Annotated in this window: 15 protein-coding genes; 9 read left to right on the top strand and 6 right to left on the bottom strand. The window is 66.2% G+C overall.

The annotated features are described in order from the left end of the window. Window positions 1-8 precede the first annotated feature (8 nt). Together MUN23_RS02220 and MUN23_RS02215 are read right to left on the bottom strand one after the other, a co-directional pair. Window positions 9-2,534: an MMPL family transporter gene (locus MUN23_RS02220; protein ID WP_248761898.1), complete on the bottom strand. Its 2,526-nt coding sequence runs from the start codon at window positions 2,532-2,534 to the stop codon at window positions 9-11. Window position 2,535: 1 nt separating this feature from the next. Then, window positions 2,536-3,225, bottom strand: coding sequence for a TetR/AcrR family transcriptional regulator (locus MUN23_RS02215; protein ID WP_248761897.1), 690 nt, complete (start codon window positions 3,223-3,225; stop codon window positions 2,536-2,538). A 160-nt stretch (window positions 3,226-3,385) separates the two neighbouring features. Between MUN23_RS02215 and MUN23_RS02210 the strand changes: the two genes are divergently transcribed. Then, window positions 3,386-3,964, top strand: coding sequence for a hypothetical protein (locus MUN23_RS02210; RefSeq protein WP_248761896.1), 579 nt, complete (start codon window positions 3,386-3,388; stop codon window positions 3,962-3,964). A 95-nt stretch (window positions 3,965-4,059) separates the two neighbouring features. Here MUN23_RS02210 and MUN23_RS02205 read toward each other — a convergent pair whose 3' ends face one another. The 4 genes from MUN23_RS02205 to MUN23_RS02190 form a co-directional block, all read right to left on the bottom strand. Beyond that, a complete protein-coding gene (locus tag MUN23_RS02205; protein ID WP_248761895.1) occupies window positions 4,060-5,523 on the bottom strand; it encodes a dicarboxylate/amino acid:cation symporter in 1,464 nt (487 codons plus the stop codon). Between the two features lie 357 nt (window positions 5,524-5,880). Continuing rightward, entirely contained in the window at window positions 5,881-7,566 is a 1,686-nt protein-coding gene (locus MUN23_RS02200; RefSeq protein WP_248761894.1) for a DUF885 domain-containing protein, read from the bottom strand. A gap of 9 nt (window positions 7,567-7,575) precedes the next feature. Next, a complete protein-coding gene (locus tag MUN23_RS02195; RefSeq protein WP_248761893.1) occupies window positions 7,576-7,812 on the bottom strand; it encodes an acyl-CoA carboxylase subunit epsilon in 237 nt (78 codons plus the stop codon). Next, a complete protein-coding gene (locus MUN23_RS02190; RefSeq protein ID WP_248761892.1) occupies window positions 7,809-9,392 on the bottom strand; it encodes an acyl-CoA carboxylase subunit beta in 1,584 nt (527 codons plus the stop codon). Before MUN23_RS02190 ends, MUN23_RS02195 begins: the two co-directional genes overlap by 4 nt. Window positions 9,393-9,627: 235 nt before the next feature. On the opposite strand from MUN23_RS02190, the gene MUN23_RS02185 reads away from it, so the two are divergent. The 8 genes from MUN23_RS02185 to MUN23_RS02150 all read left to right on the top strand — a co-directional run bounded on the left by MUN23_RS02185 (window position 9,628) and on the right by MUN23_RS02150 (window position 24,609). Beyond that, a complete protein-coding gene (locus MUN23_RS02185) occupies window positions 9,628-10,515 on the top strand; it encodes an NAD(P)-dependent oxidoreductase (RefSeq protein WP_248761891.1) in 888 nt (295 codons plus the stop codon). 68 nt (window positions 10,516-10,583) lie between these two features. Further along, window positions 10,584-11,492 (top strand): biotin--[acetyl-CoA-carboxylase] ligase, encoded by a 909-nt coding sequence (locus MUN23_RS02180; RefSeq protein WP_141139922.1) that lies wholly within the window; start codon window positions 10,584-10,586, stop codon window positions 11,490-11,492. Further along, window positions 11,485-12,084: a PH domain-containing protein gene (locus tag MUN23_RS02175; protein WP_248761890.1), complete on the top strand. Its 600-nt coding sequence runs from the start codon at window positions 11,485-11,487 to the stop codon at window positions 12,082-12,084. The genes MUN23_RS02180 and MUN23_RS02175 overlap by 8 nt, the downstream gene beginning before the upstream one ends. Then, complete coding sequence (locus MUN23_RS02170) at window positions 12,074-13,198, top strand: adenylate/guanylate cyclase domain-containing protein (protein ID WP_141139924.1); 1,125 nt, start codon at window positions 12,074-12,076, stop codon at window positions 13,196-13,198. The genes MUN23_RS02175 and MUN23_RS02170 overlap by 11 nt, the downstream gene beginning before the upstream one ends. Before the next feature lie 268 nt (window positions 13,199-13,466). Next, window positions 13,467-19,586, top strand: a complete 6,120-nt coding sequence (locus tag MUN23_RS02165) for an Ig-like domain-containing protein (RefSeq protein WP_248761889.1) — start codon at window positions 13,467-13,469, stop codon at window positions 19,584-19,586. Window positions 19,587-19,650: 64 nt separating this feature from the next. Then, window positions 19,651-20,622 carry a MoxR family ATPase gene (locus MUN23_RS02160; RefSeq protein WP_056348155.1) on the top strand — a complete coding sequence of 324 codons (972 nt, stop codon included), beginning with the start codon at window positions 19,651-19,653 and terminating at the stop codon, window positions 20,620-20,622. Window positions 20,623-20,674: 52 nt separating this feature from the next. After that, window positions 20,675-22,006, top strand: coding sequence for a DUF58 domain-containing protein (locus MUN23_RS02155; protein ID WP_248761888.1), 1,332 nt, complete (start codon window positions 20,675-20,677; stop codon window positions 22,004-22,006). Beyond that, on the top strand, window positions 22,003-24,609 hold the full coding sequence (locus tag MUN23_RS02150; RefSeq protein WP_248761887.1) for a transglutaminase-like domain-containing protein: 2,607 nt from the start codon (window positions 22,003-22,005) through the stop codon (window positions 24,607-24,609). Before MUN23_RS02155 ends, MUN23_RS02150 begins: the two co-directional genes overlap by 4 nt. Window positions 24,610-24,738: the final 129 nt, after the last annotated feature.

The following is a 24,738-nucleotide window of genomic DNA, read 5'->3' as shown; positions in this document are numbered from 1 at the left end:
GTTTCAGCCTAGTGGACGGGCTCGGTCAGCTTCTGCGGCTCGTTTTCGCGGCGTTCCAGCCGGGCGCCCTCCACGTCCACGTCCGGCAGGATCCGGTCCAGCCACTTGGGCAGCCACCAGGTCTTCTCGCCCAGCAGGTACATCACAGCCGGCACGATGGTCATGCGGACCACAAACGCGTCCAGCAGCACACCGAACGCCATGGCGAAGCCCAGCGGCCGGACCATGGTCAGGTGGCTGAAGATGAAGCCGGCGAACACGCTGACCATAATGATCGCGGCGGCGGTCACCACGGCGCCGGCATGGCTGAAGCCGATGCGCACGGCCTTTTTCGCCGGCGCGCCATGCATATAGGACTCGCGCATGCCCGACGCGATGAACACCTGGTAGTCCATCGCCAGGCCGAACAGCACACCGATCAGGATGATCGGCAGGAAGCTCAGGACCGCGCCGGGATTGGCGACGTCGAACACGCCACCCAGCCAGCCCCACTGGTAGACGGCCACCACCAGGCCGAACGCGGCGGCCAGGGACAGCAGGAAACCGCCAGTTGCCAGGAGGGGCACCACAATGGAGCGGAACACCAGCAGCAGCAGGATGAGGGAAAGCCCGACGACGATCGCCAGGTATGGCGGCAGGGCGTCACCGAGTTTTGTGGAGACGTCGATGTTGCCGGCGGTCTGCCCGGTCAGGCCGATGGTGACCCCCGTTTCGGCCTGGATCTGCGTGCCGCGTTCGCGGAGTTCGCTCACCACCTGCACCGTGCCGGCCTTGGCAGGTCCCTCTTCCGGGATGACCTGGAATACGGCGGTGCGGCGGTCTTCACTCAGTGCCACGGGCACTGTTGCCACCACGTTGTCCACGCCCCGGATCAGGTCCGCGACGTCATACTGCAGTTCCTGGGCCCGGGCTTCGTCCAGGCCGGCCGGGAATTCACCCACCACCACAATGGGGCCGGTGACGCCTTCGCCGAAGCTGCGGGCGGTGACGTCATAGGCCTGGTAGGCCTCGGAGTCCACCGGTTCGGAGCCGCCGTCGGGCAGTGCCAACTGGAGCTGCGCGGCGGGCAGGGCCAGCGTCCCCAGCAGGAGTACACCGGCGACAAGCGCGACGACGGGGTGCCGGGTGACCAGGCCGCCCCAGCCCCGGGTGCTCTTTTCCTCATCCTTGGCCTGGTCGGCAACCTCGTGGCCGGCCTCGGCGTTGTGGGCCTCGGCCTTGGCCCAGGCCCGCCGGGAAATGATGCGCCGGCCGATCAGGGACAGCAGGGCGGGCGTCAGGGTGAGCGCCACCAGGACGGCCACCGCGACGGTGCCTGCCGCTGCCAGGCCCATCACGCTCAGGAACGGCAACCCGGGCACCACCAGGGCGGCCAAGGCAATGATGACCGTCAGGCCGGCAAAAAGCACGGCGTTTCCCGAGGTTCCGGTGGCGCGTGCCACGGATTCCTCGGGGTGCATGCCTGCCAGCAGCTGGGTCCGGTGCCGGTTGACGATGAACAGGGAGTAGTCAATGCCCACGGCGAGGCCAAGCATCAGCGCGAGCATGGGGGAGATGGAGCTCATCTCGAAGGCGCCGGACAGGGCGAACGTGATGCCCACACCGACACCGACGCCGATGACGGCCATCAGCAGCGGCAGGCCCGCGGCAATGAGCGTCCCCAGCATCAGGATCAGGACCAGGGCCGCCACACCGATGCCGATGATTTCGGCCGTGCCGAAGAGTTCTGAAATGTCTTCGGTGATTTCCTTGCTGGCCAGCGCCGTCACACCCACGGACGAAGTCTCATGCGCGATGTCCTGGACCTGCTGGCGCACCGCCGGGGTGAGGGCGTTGATGGAGGTGTTGAACTGCACCTGTGCCACGGCAGCCTGGCCGTCCGCCGAGACAAACCGGATCCCGCCGGAAGCTTCGGCCTGCCGTTTGCCCAGGTCCAGCTTGGCCTTGGCGGCCTCCCACTCCTGTGTGCCGGCGTCGAGCTGCGCCTGGCCCTGTGCCAGGGCGGCCTTCTGTGCTCCGAGCCGGGACTCGATCATGGCTGGGGTGGCGCCGCCGGCGGCCATCTTCTGCTCCGCGGCGTTCAGCTGCGCGGTGCCGGCGTCGAGCTCCGCGCGTGAGGCATCCAGGCGGGCCTGTCCCGCCGCAAGCTGCTGCCCGCCGTCGGAGATAGCCTGCCCCGCCTGGTCCAGCTGGGCCTGCGTGGCGAAGGGATCCACCGTGGCCTTGACGTCAGGCAGGTCACCAAGCTTGGTGAGGGCAGCCGTCACGGCGGCGCGGCTGCCGTCAGTAAAGCCGCCTTCCGGGGCTTCAAAGACGATCGTGGCAGAGCCGCCCGACGCTGCCGGCAGTTCCTGCTTCAGCTTGTCCGCGATCCGCTGCGTCTCCGTGCCCGGAATCTGGAAGTTGTTGGACAGCGTGCCGTGGAAGGCCGCTGCGGAGCCGCCGACGGCCACCAGTGCGGCGAGCCAGAGCGAAATGACCAGCCAGCGGTGGCGGTAGGAGAACTTGCCGAGGCGGTAGAGCAGCAGGGCCATGTCAGAGCCGTTCTTTGTTGAAGTGGGTACTGGCGGTTGTGGACGTCGCGGAGGGGCTGGCTGCCGGAACGGGGCTGCCGAAGCCGGAGCCGAGGTGGCCTATGGCGTCAATGAGCAGTTGCCGCAGGACAGCGAGTGATGCGGGGGAGAGATCGGCGCCGCATCGGGCGAACCACACGTCCATGGCCGCCTTCCCGCAGGAGATGACGGAGCCTGCGAGGGCGCGCAGGTACAGTTCGTCGACGACGGCGCCCGGGGTTCCGGCGAAGCGCTCCCGGGCCGCGGTGATGATCTCTTCGGTGCAGTGGTCCCACGCCTCAAGTTCGGACCGGGACAGGACCGCGTTGTCCTGGGTGAGGGTGAAGAGTTCAGCCAGGGGCGCCACCGTCATGGGGTCGGCCAGCTGCATCAGGGCAGCGCGGGCCGATTCGAGGATGGGCTCGTCGGCGGGCCGCTGCCGGAACTGCTGAAGGGCGTTGTCCAGGAACCCATGCGTCATGGAGGCCAGCGCGGCCTCGGTGCTGCTGAAGTAATTGAAGAAGGTGCGGCGCGAGATCCCGGCAGATTCAGCGATGTCTTCTACCGTGAAATTCCCGGGTCCCCGGGCGCGCAGCAGGGTCAAAGCGGCATCGGTGATGGCCTGGCGGGTGGCGGCTTTGTTCAGCTCACGGCGCGAGAGAAGTTCGGGCATGAAATTACACTACGTGCAAGTTTGCACGCCGCGCAAGTTGATTCACAGGAAGATGAAAGGTTCCCGACAGCTGAGCCTGAACCTGCCGCCGAAGACTGGAAGAGTCCCGTCTGGGACATCTTTACCAGCCGTCACCGGACGGTAGATCCAGGAGACAAGAATGGTACGCACAAAGAGAATTGCCCTTGGCCTCACGGCCACCGCGCTGGCCCTTGGCGCCGGGATCGGCGTCGCCGGCATGGCGTCCGCAACCACGACGCCGACGCCCACCCCCAGCGCCAGCTCGAGTGCCTCCGCCGACGGGAGCACCGGCACTGCCCCAGCTGAAGGGAAGGGCATGCGCGGCGGCCACGGCCACGGCGGCTTCCGCGGCGTGGACGCAGCGGAACTGGCCACCAAGCTCGGGGTGGACGAGGCCAAGGTGACGGATGCGCTGAAGGCATTCCGTGACGCCAACAAGCCCACCACGCCGCCGGCCGACGGAGCTGAAGGAACCAGGCCGGACCCCGCCGCGAAGCAGGCTGAACTCGCGAAGTCCCTCGCGGCGACGCTCGGCATCGACGAGGCCAAGGTCACGGCGGCGCTTGAAGAGCTGCGCACCGCCGAACAAGCAGATCGCGCCGCGGCTCTGAAAACGCGCCTGGACCAGGCCGTCACCGACGGCAAGCTGACCCAGGCCGAGGCCGACGCCGTGACCAAGGCGGTCCAGAACGGAGTCATCGGAGGTGGCGGCCGCTAACAAGGTGCCGGGCTGAGCGAATCCCGGCACAGAAAAGGAGAAGTCCCCGGGAGCACTTCCCGGGGACTTCTCCTGTTTGCTGTTCGAGCTGGGGGTCAGGCCTTCGCGTCGGCCAGTTCGCGTCCGGCTTCCGGCGCGTCAGTACCTCCGGCGACGGCGGAAGGATCCGCAGCGGAGGAGTCGGCGTCGTCGTCCACAAACGGAGTGCCGTTGCGGGGTGCGTTGTAGAGCGCCTCGTCGAGCATGCCCTGCCGCTTGGCCACGATGGTGGGGACCAGTGCCTGGCCCGCGACGTTGACCGCGGTGCGGCCCATGTCCAGGATGGGATCGATCGCCAGCAGGAGTCCGACGCCGGCCAGGGGCAGCCCCAGCGTGGAGAGCGTCAGGGTGAGCATCACCACGGCGCCGGTGGTGCCGGCCGTTGCGGCGGAACCGAGGACCGAGACGAGGGCGATGAGCAGGTAGTGGCTGGCTTCCAGCTGGACGCCGAAGAACTGGGCCACAAAGATGGCGGAGATCGCGGGGTAGATCGCCGCGCAGCCGTCCATTTTCGTGGTGGCGCCCAGGGGTACGGCGAAGGAAGCGTAGGCGCGGGGAACACCTAGGCTTCGCTCGGTGACGCGCTGGGTCAGCGGCAGGGTTCCGATCGAGGAGCGGGACACAAACGCGAGCTGCACGGCAGGCCAGACCCCGGAGAAGTACTGCTTCACGGACAGGCCGTGCGAGCGGATCAGCGTCGGGTAAACCACAAACAGCACCAGGGCCAGGCCCACGTAGATGGCGAACGTGAACTTGCCGAGCGCGCCGATGGTGTCCCAGCCGTACACGGCCGCGGCGTTGCCGATCAGGCCCACAGTGCCCAGCGGGGCGATGCGGATGATCCACCAGAGGACCTTCTGGATGACGGCCAGCGCCGAAGCGTTGAGGTTCAGGAACGGCTCGGCAGCCTTGCCCACCTTGAGGGCGGCGACGCCGACGGCGATGGCAATCACCAGGATCTGGAGCACGTTGAAGCTGATGGAGGTGCTGACTGTGGTGGCGGCGGTGGCGCTTTCAGTCACGGTGGAGCTGGCACCGAGGCCGAGGAAGTTCTTGGGGAACAGTCCGATCAGGAAGGACCACCAGTCACCGGACTTGCCGGCGTACTTGGCCTCCTGGGTGATGCCGGTGTTGGCGCCGGGCTGCAGGAGCACGCCGAGGCCGATGCCGATCACGACGGCGATCAGGGACGTGATGGCGAACCACAGCAGGGTGTTCCAGGCCAGCTTGGCGGCGTTGGAGACTTGGCGCAGGTTCGAGATCGAACTCACCACGGCGGTGAAGATCAGCGGAACCACCGCAGTCTGCAGCAGCGAAACGTAGCTGGAGCCAATGGTCTGCAGCGTGGCGCCGAGGCCGTTGGGCTCTGCCTTGGTGCTGCCCGTGTACTTGGCCAGCAGGCCAAGGCCCAGGCCCACAATGAGGGCGGCGATGATCTGGAAACCGAACGAGCCAGCCCACTTGGGCAGCTGGAAGCCGGTCTTTCCTGCGGATTCGGGGGTGCGGGTTTGAGTGCTCACCAGAACACGCTAGGCCCGCGTTTCTTATCACGGCGAAAGGATGTTGAGAAATGTTACGCCGCCACCCGAGCCGTGGCGGCCCACAATCCCCGCAAATCCAGCGCCAATCAAGGCAATTGTGAAGTTATTCCCAGCCCGGATGTGGCAAACGTCTCGCATTGCGCGCGGCGACATGGCAGTTCACGGCAATGTTTTCCGAAAACACTGCCGCGAACTGCACACTCGCTGAGAGAAACTGGAGGCAAGCACGTAGGGGACCGGAGGGGACACATCCGGCAGCGTGCGTCAGAGCGACGAAGGAGCAGCACGCCGAGGATGTGGGCCCTCCGGGCCGCGGAGCCGCGACCCGGGGCGGACCTACGAAAGCAATGCTCGGCGGAGGGTATCGAGGCCTACGGAGCCGATGTTCAGCGCTCGCGTGTGGAAGGCCTTGAGGTCGAAGCCGGGCCGGGTTTCGAGGTCGGCCCGGATCTGTTCCCAGAGGCGCTGCCCCACTTTGTAGGACGGGGCCTGGCCGGGCCAGCCGAGGTAGCGGGTGAATTCGAACTTGAGCTGGCCTTCGCTGATGGGCAGGTTTTCCTTGAGGAAGTCGTAGCCCGCCTCCGGGGTCCATGTTCCGCTGCCCCAGCGTCCGGGGATCTCCAGCTCCAGATGGACGCCGATGTCGAACACCACGCGCGCCGCCCGCATCCGCTGCATGTCCAGCATGCCCATGTGGTCGCCGGGATCGGCCAGGTAGCCGAGTTCCTGCATAAGCTTTTCGGCGTAAAGGGCCCAGCCCTCGCCGTGGCCGGAGGTCCAGCAGATGTTGCGCCGCCACTTGTTCAGCAGTTCCCGCCGGTAGGTGGCGGTGGCCACCTGCAGGTGGTGGCCGGGGACGCCTTCATGGAAGACCGTGGTGGTCTCGGCCCAGGTGGTGAAAGTGTCCTCGCCGGCGGGAACTGACCACCACATCCGGCCGGGACGGCTGAAGTCATCCGAGGGGCCCGTGTAGTAAATGCCGCCCTCGTCGGTCGGGGCGATGAGGCATTCAAGCTTCTTCATCACGTCCGGGATCTCGAAGTGCACGCCGGCAAGCTCGGCAACTGCTTTATCCGAGAGTTCCTGCATCCATGCCTTGAGGGCCTCCGTGCCCTTGAGTTGGCGGGCCGGGTCGTTGTTGAGGACATCCTTGGCCTCCTCGATGCTGGCCCCTGGCTTGATGATGGACGCAACGTTTTCCTGCTCGGCGATGAGCCGGTCGAGTTCCTGGACTCCCCACGCGTAGGTCTCTTCAAGGTCGACGGCGGCGCCCAGGAAGGAGCGTGAGGCCAGGGCGTAGCGTTCCCGGCCGACGGCGTCCTGCTGCGGTGCGGCAGGGAGCAGTTCCCTGCGGAGGAACTCCGCGAGCTCCCGGTAGGCACCCCGGGCAGCGGCAGCGCCGGCGTCGAGCGTTCCCTGCGTTTCGCCCGGCAGGGGACCGTCCGCAGTCCGGGCCTCTGCGGCGAGCTTGGCGAAGAAGCCGTCTTCGGCGGCGTATTTGGTGGTCTGCTCGATGACGATGGAGACCTGGCGTTCGGCCGCGACTTTGCCCGCGTCCCGGGCCTGGCGCAGTGATTCGGTGTAGCCGCGGAGGGCGCCTGTGACGTTCAGCGCGCGGCCGGCGATGTGTTCCCAATGCTCAGCGGTGTCTGTGGGCATCAGGTCGAAAATGGCCCGGATGTCCTGTGCGGGGGAGGCGATGTTGTTCAGCTCCGCCACGTCCCAGCCGGACTCGTGGATTTCCAGCTGGAGGCCCAGCCGTTCCCGCATGGCGTCCAGGGTGACGGTATCGACGTCGTCCTGGGGCGCGAGGCCCTCCAGGGCAGCAAGGGCCTTGCGGGCTTCCGCTGCGAAACCGGCGATGCCGGCGGGGGAGTAATCCGGGTACTCGGTCTCATGCCCCGGCAGCCCCAACTCGGTGGCAAGCGACGGGTTCAGGTGGATGAGTGTGTCGGTATAGTCATCCGCCACGGCATCGATGGCGGAGTGCGGACGGGCGGCGGGGGCGGCTTCGGTAGTCACCCCACGAGCCTAACCCCGGCTCCGCCTCCAGGCGCCGGGACCCGGCGTCGGGGCGAGCCGCAGCTGCTGGCGGCGCACCCAGTCGCGGGCGGTGGGCTTCCCGTCGGCCACGGCGTCCGCGCTGCCCAGGGAAAGCACGACGGCGGTCAGCGCTGCAAGCTCTTCGGCCGATGGTTGCCCCTTGACTACAGAAAGCACTGGGGCATCGGTTTCGACAGGCTCAACCACCGATTTCTCCTCGATCACAGCGGGATGTTCCCGTGCTTCTTGGTGGGCAGGCTCGCCCGCTTGTCGCGGAGGGCACGGAGGCCCCTGATGATCTGGCCCCGGGTATCGGACGGTGCGATGACCGCGTCCACGTAGCCCAGCTGGGCGGACTGGTAGGGGTTCAGCAACTCTTCTTCGTACTGGCGGATGACCTCGGCGCGCCGGGCCTCAACGTCCCCGCCGGCCTCGGCAACGGCGGCCAGGTCGCGGCGGTACAGGATGTTGACGGCGCCCTGGGCACCCATCACGCCGATCTGCGCCGTGGGCCACGCCAGGTTCAGGTCCGCGCCGAGCTTCTTGGAGCCCATCACGATGTACGCGCCGCCGTAGGCCTTGCGCGTGATGACCGTCAGCTTGGGGACGGTAGCTTCGGCGTAGGCGTACAGCAGCTTGGCGCCGCGGCGGATGATGCCCTGGAACTCCTGGTCCTTGCCGGGCAGGAAGCCGGGGACGTCCACCAAGGTGATGATGGGGACGTTGAACGCGTCGCAGTTCCGGACGAAGCGGGCGGCCTTCTCCGAGGCTGCAATGTCCAGCGTGCCGGCGAACTGCAGCGGCTGGTTGGCCACGATGCCCACGGTGTGGCCCTCCACCCGGCCGTAGCCGATGATGACGTTGGGGGCGTAGAGGGACTGCATCTCCAGGAAGTGTGCGTCGTCAACTATCTGCTCGATGACGGTACGCATGTCGTACGGCTGGTTGGCAGAGTCGGGGACGAGCGTGTCCAGGGCGAGGTCGTCATCGTTGACCTCCAGCTCCTGCTGGTGCTCCAGCACCGGGGCTTCGGAGAGGTTGTTGGACGGCAGGAAGTCCAGCAGCTCGCGGACGAACTCGATGGCGTCCGCTTCGTCGGAGGCCAGGTACGTGGAGGTGCCCGTGTTGGCATTGTGCTGGCGGGCGCCGCCGAGGGTTTCCATGTCGACGTCTTCGCCCGTGACGGTCTTGATGACGTCCGGTCCCGTGATGAACATGTGCGAGGTCTTGTCCACCATCACCACGTAGTCCGTGAGGGCGGGGGAGTAGGCCGCGCCGCCGGCGGACGGTCCCATGATGAGAGAGATCTGCGGGACGACGCCGGAAGCGTGGACGTTATTGCGGAAGATGTCGGCAAACATGGCCAGGGAGGCCACACCTTCCTGGATGCGGGCACCGCCGCCGTCGAGGATGCCCACTACGGGGCAGCCGTTGCGCAGGGCGAATTCCTGGACCTTGACGATCTTCTCGCCGTTGACCTGGCTCAACGATCCGCCGTAGACCGAGAAGTCCTGGCTGTAGACGGCAACGGGACGCCCGTCCACGGTGCCGTAGCCGGAGACCAGCCCGTCGCCGAGCGGCTTCTTCGTTTCCATACCGAAGGCGGTGGAGCGGTGCACGGCCAGTGCGTCAAGCTCCACAAACGAGCCTTCGTCCAGCAGGAGTTCCACGCGCTCGCGGGCGGTGTTCTTGCCGCGGGCGTGCTGCTTCTCGATGGCTTCGGGGCCGGAGGGTTGTTCTGCACGGGCCTGGCGGTCGCGGAAATCGGCGATCTTTCCCGCTGTCGTTGTCAGATCGTGGCTCATCAAGTGTCTCCGGCTCTATAGCAGATTGGTGCTGTAACAATGTGGTGCTGCGTGCGGTGGTAACTGGCAGGTCAGGCGCGGGATTTAAGTAGATTCCACACAAAAGACGAACCCTGCTGGCTAGTCTAATGACGCATCTGCGTGGGACGACTGTAGAAAACCTACAATTTTCCGCACTTTCCAGCGGCCAGCACTATGTTACTCGCCAGTAACATACCTCGGCTACAGTGGAGCCATGACTTCCAGCAACGACGCAAGGTCCATTGCCGCAGGGCCCTACCAGGCCACCGGGTCCCTTCAGGGCCGCACCATTCTGATGTCCGGCGGCAGCCGCGGCATCGGGCTGGCGATTGCCACCCGGGCCGCGCAGGACGGTGCCAATATTGTCCTGATGGCCAAGACCGGCCAGCCCCACGCCAAGCTGGCAGGCACCGTCTTCAGCGCCGCCGAGCAGGTGGAGGCCGCCGGAGGCCACGCCCTGGCAATCGTGGGGGACGTGCGCAGCGACGAAGACGTCGCAGGAGCCGTGGCGGCCGCCGTCGAACGCTTCGGCGGGATCGACATCGTGCTCAACAATGCATCCGCGATCGATCTCTCCACCACCGACGACGTGGACATGAAACGCTACGACCTGATGCAGGACATCAATGTCCGCGGCACGTTCCTGCTGTCCAAGCTGTCACTGCCCGCCCTCCGCAAATCGGCCCACGCACACATCCTGACGCTGTCGCCGCCCCTGAACCTTGACCCGCACTGGGCAGGCAGGCACCTGGCCTACACCATGGCCAAATACGGGATGAGCCTCACCACGCTGGGCCTTGCCGAAGAACTCAAGGCCGACGGAATCAACGTCAACTCGCTCTGGCCGTGCACGCTCATCGATACCGCGGCCATCCGGAACATGCCCGGCGGCCAGGAGATCGTCCAGGCCGCGCGCGGACCACAGATCATGGCCGACGCAGCCCACGCCGTCCTGACCGGCGGCAACCTGGCCGGCGCCGGTGCACCCAGCGGCAACTTCTATACGGACGAACAGGTGCTCCGCGCGGCGGGTGTCACCGACTTCCGTCCGTACAGCCTCGGGGCCGCGGAGGATCGCCTGGTTCCGGACATATTCCTCTGAGCCGCGGGTTCCAGTCATGTGGCTGTGGGAACAGCCAGCGGCGGCGCCTGAGTCGATAGGATTCAACCATGGATGACTCACACACCCCAGGAAATCCGTTGGATCGTGGAGCCTTGGCGGACCAGGATTTCCTGGCGGCCACAGGCATCGCCAAGGTGGTGGTGGTGGACTCCACCGGTTCCACCAACGCGGACCTGCTGCGCTCGGTGACGGTTGAGCCAAAGGAGTGGCCGGACCTGTCGGTGCTGACGGCCGAGTACCAGACCGCTGCCCGCGGACGCCTGGACCGGCGGTGGGAAGCGCCGCCGCTGAGCTCGGTGTCGGTGTCCCTGGTCCTGCGGCCAGCCAATGCCGAGGGCAGGCCCCTGCCCACGCACACGTATTCGTGGCTGTCACTGCTGGGCGCGCTGGCGCTGCGGCAGACGCTTCTTGAGACCGCGGGCCTTCCGGCCGAGCTCAAGTGGCCCAATGACGTCCTGGTCCGTGGCCGCAAGATCGCCGGGATCCTGGCCCAGCTGGGGCCCATGGGGGACGGTTCTGTTCCTCCGGTCATTTTGGGGACCGGCCTGAACGTGACGTTGACCGCGTCGGAACTCCCGGTGCCCACAGCGACGTCGGTTGCCCTGGAAGAACCGCTGACTGTTGATCGGACCGTGCTGCTCAAGAGCTATCTCGCCCATTTCGCCGTGCTCTACCGCAGCTTCTGCAATGCCGACGGCGACCCCGCCGCCGGGATTGCCGGCGGCCCTTCGCTCCACAAACGGGTGGAGTCCGCCATGGCGACGCTGGGCAAGCAAGTGCGCGCACAGCTGCCCGGTGACCACGAGATCATCGGGCACGCTTCGAGGCTGGACGAGTACGGCTCACTGCTGGTGGTGGACAAGGACCGCCGCGAGCATGTGGTCACCGCCGGCGATGTGGTCCACCTGCGCCCGTGGACCCCGCCGGGCCAGGGCGCTGAAAGCGGTTATGCGTAAAGGCCTCGCGCCGGGCGAGCAGGTCATTACGATCACCCGCCCGCAGCCGAGGAAGCTGGCCGGCCCGGCCGCAGCCTTTATTGCGGCACCGGCCGCTGCAGCTTTTGCCAGTGCCTGGACCGTGCGGGGTGAGGCTACCCGGCTGGTGCCGGTGGCTTCCGCTGGCTGGACACCGTGGATCGTCCTGGCATGCGTCCTGGCCGCTGCGTGGATATGGTTGGCATATTGCCTGCCTCGGCTGCTGCGGTGGCAAGCAACCCGGTACATCCTCACGAGCAGGCGGATTGTTGCCCGCTACGGCATGATGCGGCGCCGGGACGAGCAGGTCAACCTCGCGTCGATCCGCAACGTGACGGTCCACCAGTCGGTGCTGCAGCGCATATTGCGCTCCGGGAATATATCCTTGGAAACCGGGTACCAAGGTGTGGTGAACATCCAGGACGTCCCGGAAGCAGTACGGTTCCGGGACTTCGTGCTGGATGCGATTGACGAACTGCCTGTGGGCGGGGACCCGGGGACTGATGAGATATCGGATTACACAGACGAAGCGTTGCCGTGGGAGTTGAGAGAAGGTGGAGACGATGAACGATGAGGACCAGCGGGACGAAGCGGACCTGCCGGCTCCCGCCGTGCCCGAAACCGCCCACCCGGCAACAGGCACGCTCTCTCCGGAACGAGTGGCTGCCAAGGCTCTTGAGGCCCGGCTGTTGGGCGGTGAACGGAAGCTGCGGCGCCGTGAGGTGGCCGCCGGCGCAGGGCTGTCCCTCCTTTCTGCCCGGAAGCTGTGGCGTGCCCTCGGCTTCCCGAACTTCGGCGACGAAGACGTCGCCTTCACCGAACGGGATCAGGCTGCGCTGTCCACCGTGGTTGACCTGGTCCGCACCGGGGTGCTGACCGAAGAGGCCGCCATCTCCGTGACCCGGTCCATCGGACAGATGACCGACCGCATGGTGGTCTGGCAGATCGAGGCCCTGGTGGAGGACATGGTCCACGAGCAGGGCGTCACGGACGCTGTGGCCCGCAAGCGCCTGGTGAAGGAACTTCCCTCCCTACTGGATGCACTGGAGGAGATGCTGGTCTATTCGTGGCGGCGGCAGCTCAATGCCGGCGTGCAACGCCTGGCCGTGCGCGCCGAAGCCGGTCTGCAGGCCAGCGAGGAAGGCCGCGACGGCGATGAAGACGATGCCCCGCTGCCGCTGGCCCGCGCCGTCGGCTTTGCTGACCTGGTTTCGTATACGAGTCTCTCCCGCAGGATGAATGAAAAGACCCTCGCCCGGCTGGTCCAGCGCTTTGAGAACAAATGCGCCGAGATCATTTCCGTTGGCGGCGGGCGGCTGGTCAAGACGGTAGGCGACGAAGTCCTGTATATCGCGGAAACTCCGGCTGCCGGAGCCGAGATCTCGCTGGCCCTGGCACAGGCGTTCACCGAAGACGAGATCCTGCCGGAAGCGCGGGTGGCGATGGTCTGGGGCAGGATCCTGTCCCGGCTGGGGGACATCTACGGCCCCACGGTCAACCTCGCCGCCCGGCTCACCACGTTGGCGGATCCGGGAACGGTCCTGATTGACTCCATGACTGCATCCGCGCTGGACCAGGACAAGCGCTTCATTCTCGTTCCGCAGCCTGCTGAAAATGTCCGCGGGTTCGGCGAAATCCATCCCGTGCTTCTGGCACGCGGTCAAGGAAAAGGCCTGGTCCTCGACTAGCCGGAACTGGGACCCCGGGAGCCACGGAATACCCCCTTGCTGAGCGTCAGGGACGTGTTTGTTCGTGACCTGCGGGTTTATCCAGTTGTTGGCGTATCGCGCTATAGTCGACCGTGGCGGCGGCCTGTCCCGCAGCGCTAGGGGAGCGCTCCCCATCGCGGCAGCAGCCATGCTTCGGTAGGCTGACGCGGGGGCCAGAGAGCCCGGTATCGGGTCTTTGGAGGGGCCGCACTGGGGGCCGCGACACAATTGAGGGATTAGTAACGCTGTGACATCACTGCTGGGGAAGTTCGGTCTCAAGAAGCGCTACAACAAGATCGTTACGGGTTCGGCCTTTGCCGCGGCCGGCGCTGTGTTGGTTGCCGGTGCAATCATCTATCCGGGGTTTAAGACCACTGAGGTGGAGTTGAACGACGGCGGCGTGTGGGTAGTCTCCAAATCCAAGAATGCCGTGGGTAGGCTGAATTATCCCTCGCGTGTGTTGGATGGTGCGGTCGCACCCGCGAGTACGACGTTCGACATTCTTCAGAACTCCGGGGATGTGTTTGTGGATGATGAGACGGGTTCGACGTTGAACCACGTTTCTCCTGCGAACATGCGCCTCGGCGGGGACAAGCAGCTTCCGGGTTCGGCGGATGTGAGCTTCGGTGCCAACGTGATCTCAGTAACGGACGCCGCATCGGGGAAGGTCTGGGCCGTGTCGCCGTCCACGGTAAATGGTTTTGACCAGGAAGCCTCCGAACCTGTGATGGTTGGCTCCGGAGGCCTGGTCTCCGCAGTCGGTACCGATGACCGGATCTACAGCGCCGATCCCAAGTCGGGCGCGGTGACTGTCACGGAGGTGGACGCGGACGGCGAAGTGGTGTCCACCGATTCCAGTACCTGGGGTGAGCTGAAGGGTGCAGGGGATCTGCAGATCACGGTAGTGGGGGACAAACCGGTGGTGTTGGATGCTGCTGCAGGGAAGCTGTTCCTGCCGGGCGGTAAGCGGCTGCAGTTGGAGAATGCGCGGGATGCGAAGCTGCAGCAGGGCGGTCCGGCGAGTGATTTTGTGGCGGTGTCGACGCAGAAGGCATTGTTGAAGCAGCCGCTGGACGGGTCCACGGCGAAGACGGTCACCTTTGATGGCGAGGGTGTGCCGGCGGCTCCGGTGCAGCAGGCCGGGTGTGTACATGCTGCGTGGTCCGGGGCGAACAAGTATGTCCGTGACTGCACCAATGATGCTGATGATAAGAACGTTGACGTGCCCAAGGCGAGTGCGTCGCCGTCGTACGTTTTCCGGGTGAACCGGGACCTGGTGGTCCTGAACGATGTGAATTCGGGGAATGTGTGGCTGGTGAACCAGAACATGCAGCTCGTGAACAACTGGGACGACGTTGTTCCTCCGAAGAACGAATCCGATGAGCAGGACCAGGAATCGGCGGACAACAACACCATCAACGTCCTGCCGGACCGCACCAAACCGAACCGGCCGCCGGAAACTAAACCGGACATCCTGGGCGTTCGTCCGGGGCGGACCACCATCCTCAGCGTCCTGGACAACGATTCCGATCCTGACGGCGACGTCCTGACCGCCGCCGTCGGCGATTCTGGGCCCAAAGCCGGAACAGTGGAAAGCATCTACGGCGGCACCGCGTTCCAGATCTCAGTTCCCGCGGACGCCAGGCCCGGCGCCGAGACGTTCAGCTACAACGCCGCCGACGGCCGGGGACTCTCAGCCGGCGGACAGGTCACGCTCAACGTGGTGGCAGCCGATGAAAACAAGCCGCCCGCATTCAAGCGCGGCGGAGACTCCACCACCATGCTGGTGGAACAGGGCAAAACCGTCAGCCAGAACATCCTCACCGACTGGGTGGATCCCGACGGCGACGACCTCGTCCTGCTGGACGCCAAGGCAGATAACGACCAGGACCAGGTCAAGGTCCGGCGCGACGGATTGCTGACGTTCCAGGACTCCGGAGCCACCGCCGGCAAGAAAAACGTGGAAGTCACCATCTGGGACGGCCGGGTAACGGTCACCGGAAAAGTCGTGGTGAACGTCCAGCCGCCGGGCGCCCTGGCGCCGGTGGTCAACGCCGATCATGTCACTGCCGTGGTGGGCCAGGACTTGGTGATCGCGCCTCTGAAAAACGACGTCGATCCCAACGGCGGCGCCCTCCGCCTCGCGCAGGTGGAGGCCAACGGTCCTGCCGAACTGGGCCCGGTCACCGACGGCGGTACCTTCACGTTCCGCAGCACCACTCCCGGTCCCGTCTACCTGACCTACATCGCCAGCAACGGCCCGCAGAGCAGCCAGGGCCTGATCCGCGTTGACGTGGAGTCCGGCAAGGACGCCGGTGACCCCGTGGCCGTCCACGACGTTGCGCTGATGCCCACCGGAGGCAGCGTGCTGCTGGACCCGCTGGCCAACGACTCGGATCCTTCCGGCGGCGTGCTGGTGCTGCAGTCCGTGAAACTCCCGGACAACACCACGGCCTCGGTCAGCGTGATCGACCACAGCGTCCTGCGCATCACCGATGTGCTGGGCACCAAGGACCCGTTCCTTTTTGAATACACCATGTCCAATGGCAAGAAGTCAGCCACCGGCAGCGTCTCCGTGGTCCCCGTCCCGGCCCCCGCCGTCGTCGAGGCCCCCCAGCCCAAACCCGACGAAGTGAACGTCAGGGTCAACGACGTCGTCACCATCCCGGTGCTGGACAACGACACCCACCCGCAGGGCCTCGAGCTGAGCGTGGACCCCGTCCTGCCGCAAGCCGTGGATGAACTGGACGGCAAGAGCTTCGTCTCGGAAAACACCCTGCGCTTCATCGCCGGGCCGCAGCCCAAAACCGTGCGGGCCATCTACAATGCCGTGGACCCGCAGGGGCAGAAGAGCGCCGCCGCCGTCACCATCCACATCCTTCCCTTGGAGGGGGCCGAGAATTCGAGGCCCCAGCCTCAGAATCTCACGGCCCGTGTGGTGGCCGCCGGTTCTGTCCGCATTCCTGTTCCGCTGGACGGCATCGATCCCGACGGCGACTCCGTTCAGCTAACCGGTATCGACAGCACCCCGGCCATGGGAACCGCCACCGTGGGCAGCAACTTCATTGACTTCACCGCTGCCGGCGACGGCGCCGGGACCGATACGTTCCGCTACAAGGTGGTGGACCGGCAGGGCGCCGTCAACACCGGAACCGTGACGGTGGGCATCGCCCCCCGTGGCGAAACGAACCAGAACCCCACCCCCGTGGATGACGAAGTGAAGGTCCGGGCGGGACGGCAGATCGCCGTCGACGCCACCGGCAACGACACCGATCCCGACGGCGACATCATCCGCATCCTCACGGACGGTATCGAGGCTGACGACGCCCTCCAGGCCACCGTCAGCAAGACCAGCGGCCGCATCATCCTGACCGCTCCCGGCGCTGCCGGGACGGTCAACGTCCGGTACACCATCGCCGACGACCGCGACGCCACCGCCCAAGCCACCGTCCGCGTGGTGGTGGACAACGAGGTCCCGCTGAAGGCGCCCATTGCCCGCGACGACCGGGTCACCTCCGCCCAGGCGATGGGCAAGACTGCCGTGGACGTGCCGGTCCTCAAGAACGATGAAGACCCCGACGGCGTCGGCGAGAACCTCAAGCTCAGCACCGAGTCCCTCACCGCCCGCCCGGGGCCGGACGGCACCATGCTCGTAGACCTGACCGAACAGCCGCAGCTGATCCCATACACGGTCGAAGACGTGGACGGCCAGAAGTCCACAGCCATCATCTGGGCGCCGGGGCTGGGGCAGCAGGTTCCCACCCTCGCCAAAGACGAGGTTATTGAGGTCATCGCCGGACAATCCGTGAACGTCGACCTCAAGGAATGGGTCAAAGTCCGGGAAGGCCGCTCACCGCGGTTGACGCAGACGGACCGGATCAAGCTCATCGGTTCCGACGGCGGCAACCCCGTTTCCGGCGACGGAACGGCGCTGAAGTACACGGCCGGCGTCGACTACGTTGGCCCGGGCTCGCTGAGCTTTGAAGTTACCGACGGCACCGGGCCGGATGATCCTGCCGGGCTGAAATCCACCCTGAGCATCCGCACCAAGGTGCTGCCGGACCCCAACCGCAACAACCCGCCGGAACTCCTGGGCGCGAACGTTGACGTGCCCAAGGGCGAGTCCGCGGACCTGGACCTGAGCCGGCTGACCTCCGACCCGGACAGGGATGATCTGGACAACATGAAGTACGAACTGGTGGGTAGCGGCCCGGCTAGCTTTAATGCCCGGATAGACGGCAAGATCCTCAAGACATCCGTGGACGGCGCCACCGCCACCGGCACCACCGGTGCGGTCCAGGTCAAGGCCAAGGATTCCCGCGGGCTGGAGGCAACGGCCACCTACCAGTTGGCCGTCACGGCCTCCAACCGGCCCAAACCGGTGGCGAACGACGACCTGGAGCCGAACGCGGCCGCCGGGAAGCCGGTCACCGTGAACGTCCTGGCCAACGACTCAAATCCGTTCCCCGAGACTGCGTTGAAGATTATTTCCGCATCAACCGAGACGGGCCAGGGCAGCGCAACGGTGTCCGGCGACTCGGTAACGGTGACGCCGTCGTCCGGTTTCACCGGGACCATGGTGGTTGCCTATACGGTGGCAGACAAGACCGGAGACGATTCCCGCAATGCCACGGCGCGAATCCGGCTTACCGTCAAGGACAAGCCCCTGGCACCGACGACCCCGCAGGCGCAGAGCGTTGGCGACAAGACTGCCCTGCTCAACTGGTCCGCCCCGGCAGACCGCGGTGCGCCCATTACCAAGTACACGGTCTACGGCGAGTCGGGCTTCAGGCAGGACTGTCCGGCGAACACCTGCACGTTGACCGGCCTGGTCAACAACACGAAGTACGACTTCGAGGTCACCGCTACCAACGAGTTCGGCGAGTCTGAACGCTCCCCGGCCTCCGCCGAGGTCCGCCCGGACGTCAAGCCGGACACACCCCTGGCGCCCACCCTGAAGTTCGGTGACAAACAGCTTTCCGTGAACTGGGTGGCACCGGCCAGCAAGGGATCACCCGTCAAAACCTACGATCTGGAAATCTCGCCGGCCCCGCCGGGACAGAACGCCCAGATCCAGAACCTGGCAGCGGTGAGCTATGTCTGGAAGGGACTCCAGAACGGCGTCTCCTACAAGGTCCGGGTCCTGGCCCGCAATGATGCCAAGGATCCGTCCGAGTGGAGCCCGTATTCGGCAGCCGAAGTCCCGGCGGGCGTCCCCGCCACGCCGGCCGCCCCGACGGCGACCCAGGCGGGCCAGGTGGGATCCACAAGCCAGCTGAAGGTCAGCTGGACGGCGCCGAACAACAACGGCGACGCCGTCTCCTCCTACACGCTGACCACCCTGCAGGGCGGGGCGGTGGTTGCCACGCAGCCGGTAGCCTCAGGCACCACGCAGAACGTCACCGTGGACAACTCCGAGAGCAACTACACCTTCACCGTTTCGGCCACCAACAAGGCCGGCACCAGCGGAACGAGCAACCCGTCGGCCCAGATCCGGGCAGCCGGCAAGCCAGGCCAGGTAAGCAGCGGAACCGTGGCTGACACCGGTAACAGCGGCCAGCTCCGCGTGACGTTTACGCCGCTGACCCAAGCCCAACGGAATGGCTCGACGGACACCGAAATCCAGTACACGTACAACGCAGACGGCAAGTCAGGAAGCATCCAGGCCGGCGGCGGAACCATCGGTGGCCTCACTAACGGCCGTGACATCACGGTCACCATCATCGCGACGTCCACCAAGAACAACGTGTCCGGGGACGCCAAAGCGATCGGTACCGGCAACCCGTACGGTCCGCCGAACGCACCCAGTGTGAACGGCATGACTTCGCCCAAGGGCGATGGCCAGGTGCATTGGTCCTGGAACAACCCCAACACCAACGGCCGACCACTCAACCACTACGAGGTCAGCGTCGACGGTGGCGGCTGGCAGAACGTGGGGCAGGCCAACAGCTTCGATGCCGGCGCTGGAGGCTGGAGCAAGGACCATAGGCTGCGGGTCCGTGCCGTGACCGTGGTGGACGGTGCCATTGGCGGACCCGTCACCTCCACGTCCGGGGCCGATCCCACCCCGCCGGTTACCACCGTGAGGGTCAAGCCTTCCACCAACAACAGCTGCCCGGGCAAGCCAAATGTCCCGGACCGCTACAGCAATGTGGGCGGGGACGCGCGCTGCGGTTCCAGCGATGCGAACTGGGTGTCCACCTCGGATGGCTGGATCAACAGCGCCTGCTGGATGAACATCTACGGTTCGCCAACAACGGACCCCGGGTACTACAAGTGGTACCGCATGGACGGTGGCCCCCACGCGGGCTGGTACGTCAAGCTCGCCACCATCGATATCAGCGGCACGGACGTCGGCGAATGCTGACACCAGCGCCAGTCCCACGCAAACGACGTCATCAGACCAGCACCACAAGAAAAGGACTCACGTCATGACCATGACCACCGAGCAGGCCGAATGGTTTGCAGGCACTTTCGACAAGCTCGTTGCCAACGTGGGGCAGGCGGTGCTCGGCAAGGACCACGTCATCCGGCTCACCTTCACCGCGATGCTGGCGGAGGGCCATGTGCTGTTCGAGGACGCCCCCGGCACCGGCAAGACCATGCTGGCCCGGGCGATGGCCGCCACCGTCCAGGGCTCCAACAACCGCATCCAGTTCACCCCCGACCTCCTGCCCTCGGACGTCACGGGTGTGACCATCTACGACCAGAAGACGCAGAAGTTCGAGTTCCATAAGGGACCGATCTTCAACAACATCGTGCTGGCCGATGAGATCAACCGCGCTTCGCCGAAGACCCAGTCGGCGCTGCTGGAGGTCATGGAGGAATCCCGGGTCACCGTGGATGGCGTGACCTACGAGGCAGGCCGGCCGTTTATGGTGATGGCCACGCAGAACCCGATCGAGCAGGCCGGTACGTACCGCCTGCCGGAGGCGCAGCTGGACCGCTTCCTGATCAAGACCTCTATCGGCTATCCGGACCACGCCTCCACGGTCCAGCTGCTCGGCGGTTCGAACCTGAAAGACCGCTCCAAGGAGATCTCCGCAGTTATCACCACGCAGGCCGTGGCGGACATGGCTGACCTGGCTGCCACAGTGCATGTGGACACGGCGGTCCTTGAATACATTTCCCGGCTCTGCGAAGAGACCCGCAACGCGCCCGAGACCCGGCTGGGCGTTTCCGTGCGTGGCGCCATCGCCATGGTCCGCGCCGCCAAGGTCTGGGCCGCGGGGCAGGGACGGAACTTCGTCCTGCCTGACGACATCAAGGAACTGGCAGCCGTGGTGTGGACGCACCGGTTTGTGATGGACCCGGAAGCTGAGTTCTCCGGCGCCACCCCCGAGGCCGTCCTGGCCCGGGTCTTGTCCGACATCGCGGCACCGCAGCAGCGCGCCGCCGTCTGACGCTCCGGCGGAGCTCCGACCACCACTGACCAGCGCGAACAAAGGCACATTTATGTCCAGCAGCACTCCGTTGGCCCGGCTTGCTGAACGCCTCCGGCAACCCTTCCGCCGGGGCGGCAGACCCACCAGGCTGCATCCCTCGTCCGTTTGGGCCGAGCTCACCGGCACCGCCGCCCTCGCCCTCACCCCGGCGTGGGAGAGGGTCCGTGGCCTGTGGCTGCGCTACGTGTGGCCTGTCCTTTCGGTGGTCAGTGTCCTGGGCTGGTCCGTCCTGGCGGCCTCCATCCTGCTGTGGACTGCCGGCCAGACCTTCGGCTGGCAGGAGGCCAAGGCGTCGGCCATCGCCGCGTTTGTCCTTTTCCTGATCGCCATCGGGTTCATCCTGGGCCGGTCATCCTACGGCGTGATCCTGGACCTCGCCCGGACCCGTGTGGCCGTCGGGGACAGTGCGGTAGGAAGCATCGCCGTCTCCAACACCTCGGCCAGGCCCCTGTTGCCCGCCGCCCTGGAACTGCCGGTGGGCAACGCCACCGCCGTCTTCCACCTGCCCCGGATGAAGCCCGCGCAGGTGCACGAGGACCTGTTCACCATCCCAACCGCCCGCCGCGCCGTTATCGTGGTGGGACCTGTCCGCTCCGTCCGGGCCGACCCCCTGCACCTCCTCCGCCGGCAGGTGCTGTGGACGGAACCGGAGGACCTGTTCGTCCACCCGAAGACAGTGGCACTGGCCGGTTCAGCGGCGGGATTCATCCGCGACCTTGAGGGCATGCCCACCACCGACCTGTCCAGTGCGGACGTGTCCTTCCATGCCCTGCGGGACTACGTACCGGGCGATGACCGGCGGCACATCCACTGGAAGACCACCGCGCGGACCAACAAGCTGATGGTGCGCCAGTTCGAAGAGACCCGGCGCGCCCACCTGGCCATCTCACTGTCGATCAACACGGACGAGTACGCCTCGGAGCAGGAATTCGAAATGGCCATCTCAGCGGCCGCCTCGATCGGCCGGCAGGCCATCCGCGAGCAGCGCGAGCTGGACGTCCTGACGCAAAAGGGGCCGCTGCGCTGTGAAACCGGGCGGAACATGCTGGATGACATGACACGGATCGCCGGGGCACCCATGCGCCGGACCGCCGTCGACCTCGCCCGGACACTGGCCGACACCGTCCCCAACGCGTCGGTGGTCTTTTTTGTGGTGGGCAGCAACGTGACACCCTCCCAGCTCCGATCGGCCGCGGCCTCCGTGCCGCTCGGCGTCAGGAGCCTGGCCGTGCGCCTCCAAATCGGGGCTGCACCGGGCCGCGCCAACATCGCAGACCTGACAGTGCTGACCCTCGGCGACCTCGCTGACCTCGCCATCGTCCTCAGAAAGGCGGCTGCATGAGCTCCGCCCCGGGCCTCCGGCCACGCCCGCAGCAGCGGCAGTACGAATCATCGTTCGCCGACGGCCAGCCGGTCTGGCATTTTGTGCTCGACGCCGGCGCCCTCACCGTCCTGCTGGGGTTGGGCCTGCTCGGCTTCAGCCTCAGCTTCGGCGGAGACCCCTACTATCTGCTTTCGGGCTTCGGCGGCATCCTCCTGGGCCTCGGCATCGCCGCCGCCAACGCGCACCTGCGCCTGGGTTTGCTGATCACTACAGCCCTCGCGCTTGGGGCCTACCTGGTGTTCGGCACGCTCCTGGCAGTCCCGGACGTGGCGATTGCCGGTTTTGTTCCCAGCCTAGACTCCTTGCGGACGCTGCTCCTTGGAGTTGTGTTCGCCTGGAAGGACATGCTCACCGTGGGCGTTCCGGTAGGGTCTGCCGGCGGCGTCCTGATCGTCCCGTTCCTGAGTTCGCTGCTCACCGCCTTGGTTGCCGGCATCCTCACCTGGCGGCTGAAAACCCCGTACTGGCCACTGCTTCCCGTGCTGGGGCTTTTCGTCACGGGCATAGCTTTCAGCACCAACGCTGCCTTCCTCACCGTGGAGCGCGGCATCGGACTCACCGTCATTGCGATTGCCTGGGCCACCTTCCGCCGTGACGCGCTGCGGCGCAGCGACACGCGAAAAGTCTCAGTCAACCGTCCGCAGACCGATGCGGCCACAGCCCAGCGGGCCAAGCTCCGCCGGCTGGGCACGGCCGCTGCCGTGATCGCCGCAAGCGTCGCCATTACCGCGGTGGCGGCGCCCCTGGTCACCGCCAGCAGTGACCGCAAGGTCCTGCGCAACGTGGTGGTTCCGCCGTTCGATCCCAAGGACTACGTCACGCCCTTGGCAAGCTTCCGGACGTTCGTCAAGGACAAGAAAGACGACACCCTGTTTGTGGTCAAAGGACTGCCCCGGGACGGCCGTGTCCGGCTGGGGGCTTTGGATGCCTTCAACGGCACCAACTACAACATGGATCCCAACGGCTCCGGCAGCTTCAGCAAGGTGGGCGACACCGAGTCCATCAACACCCTGGCCGACACCTCGGGCGTCGTCCCCTCGAATGACTACTCCATCGACATCACCATCGATGATTACCAGGGCTACTTTGTCCCGGGAGGCCGGAAGACCACCGGCCTGAGCTTTGACCAGAGCGCCTCCGCCGCGGCGTCGGGCCTGTACTTCAATGCGGGCACAGACACGGCCGTGAGCACGCAGGGCCTGTCCAAGGGCGATTCCTACAGCGTCCAGGTGTCCGATCCCGTGAAGCTCGAACACGGTCAGTTGACGCAGTACGACTTCGCGAAGATTACGCTGCCGGACGCCGTCGAGGTCCCTCCGGTGGTGGGGTCACAGGCCAACGACCTCTCGGCCGATGCGCCCACCGCGATTGACCGGGTCCGCCAGGTCGAGGCGCATTTCCAAAAGACGGGCGCCTTCAGCAACGGCCTGGTGGCTGACGGCCAGCTGCCCAGCGTGTCCGGCCACAGCTCGTCGCGGATCAGGAACCTGCTGACCGCCAAGCAGATGCTCGGCGACGACGAGCAGTATGCCGTGTCCATGTCTCTGATGCTCCGCCACCTGGGCATCCCGTCACGCGTGGTCATGGGCTTCTACCCCGAGCCGACCAGCCCCGAGAACGGCGCCGGCGAGGTAAAGGTCACGGGCAAGGACGTCCACGCCTGGGTTGAGGTGGCCTTTGACCGGGTGGGCTGGGTCAGCTTCGACCCCACGCCGCCCAAGGACAATGTCCCCATCCCGCCGGACCCCGAAAACAAGTCCAAACCCAAGCCCCAGGTGCTGCAGCCGCCGCCCCCGCCGCAGGAACCGGCCGATCTGCCGCCGGATTCCTCGCCGGACGCGCTGGACGCCGACGAGAAGAAAAACAATCCGTGGCTCTTCTGGGGTGCCCTGCTCGGGGCCCTGGGCATTGCCCTGATCCCGCTGTCCATCCTGGCGCTGCCGCTGCTGCTGATCGCGCTCCTTAAATCACGACGCCGGAAGGCCCGCCTCACGGAGGGGCACCCGGCCCAGCGTGTGGGCGGCGGTTGGAACGAGGTGGTGAGCCTCGCCACGGATTTGGGCGCCGGCGTCGACACCCGTGCAACCCGGCGCGAAAGCGCAGTGGTGCTTGCTGCCTCGTTCCCGGCCACCGGGCAGACCACCACCATGCTGGCGCACCGTGCGGATGCCTCCATCTTCGGCGCCGGCCAGCCCAGCGAGGAGGAGGTCCGGGAATACTGGACCATCGTGGACGGCTCGCTGAAGGAAATGACCGGGACGTTGGGGTTCTGGCGCCGCCAGCAGGCCCGCTTCTCACCCCGGTCGCTGCTGGCTGATGGCCGCAACGCTCTTAAGCTGCGTGGCGCCAGGATCGGGCCGGGCCCGCTGGTGCGTCCGTCCGGCCAGGGTTCCCCCGGATGGCGGTCCGCCACCGGTAGGGTGGGGACCGGACCGGACGCTGCCGGAACCCCGAATCCGGCAGCACAGGAAAGCGGACCCCGGACGACGGCGGGTGCTTCCGAGCCTGATGAGTCCGCCGTTCTGCGGAACCCTGGCAGGAAGAACTCCACTGACTCATGATGAACGAGGCCGAGCGCTGCCAGCAGTGCCAGCAACTGATCCGGGGCGGCGCCACGTTCTGTCCGGCGTGCGGTGCTCCGCTGCCCAACAGGGCGGCACGCAGCGGACGCAACGTGGACCATGCGCAGC

The organism is Pseudarthrobacter sp. SSS035, from assembly GCF_023273875.1.
Taxonomy (GTDB): Bacteria; Actinomycetota; Actinomycetes; order Actinomycetales; family Micrococcaceae; genus Arthrobacter.
The sequence above is the reverse complement of the archived record's forward strand: the minus strand, read 5'-3'. Positions and strand labels throughout refer to the sequence as shown.

Coding starts and splice junctions, on each gene's coding strand:
- MUN23_RS02220 (WP_248761898.1), bottom strand. CDS start 2,534: ATGGCCCTGCTGCTCTACCGCCTCGGCAAGTTCTCCTACCGCCACCGC.
- MUN23_RS02215 (WP_248761897.1), bottom strand. CDS start 3,225: ATGCCCGAACTTCTCTCGCGCCGTGAGCTGAACAAAGCCGCCACCCGC.
- MUN23_RS02210 (WP_248761896.1), top strand. CDS start 3,386: ATGGTACGCACAAAGAGAATTGCCCTTGGCCTCACGGCCACCGCGCTG.
- MUN23_RS02190 (WP_248761892.1), bottom strand. CDS start 9,392: ATGAGCCACGATCTGACAACGACAGCGGGAAAGATCGCCGATTTCCGC.
- MUN23_RS02185 (WP_248761891.1), top strand. CDS start 9,628: ATGACTTCCAGCAACGACGCAAGGTCCATTGCCGCAGGGCCCTACCAG.
- MUN23_RS02180 (WP_141139922.1), top strand. CDS start 10,584: ATGGATGACTCACACACCCCAGGAAATCCGTTGGATCGTGGAGCCTTG.
- MUN23_RS02175 (WP_248761890.1), top strand. CDS start 11,485: ATGCGTAAAGGCCTCGCGCCGGGCGAGCAGGTCATTACGATCACCCGC.
- MUN23_RS02170 (WP_141139924.1), top strand. CDS start 12,074: ATGAACGATGAGGACCAGCGGGACGAAGCGGACCTGCCGGCTCCCGCC.
- MUN23_RS02160 (WP_056348155.1), top strand. CDS start 19,651: ATGACCATGACCACCGAGCAGGCCGAATGGTTTGCAGGCACTTTCGAC.
- MUN23_RS02155 (WP_248761888.1), top strand. CDS start 20,675: ATGTCCAGCAGCACTCCGTTGGCCCGGCTTGCTGAACGCCTCCGGCAA.
- MUN23_RS02150 (WP_248761887.1), top strand. CDS start 22,003: ATGAGCTCCGCCCCGGGCCTCCGGCCACGCCCGCAGCAGCGGCAGTAC.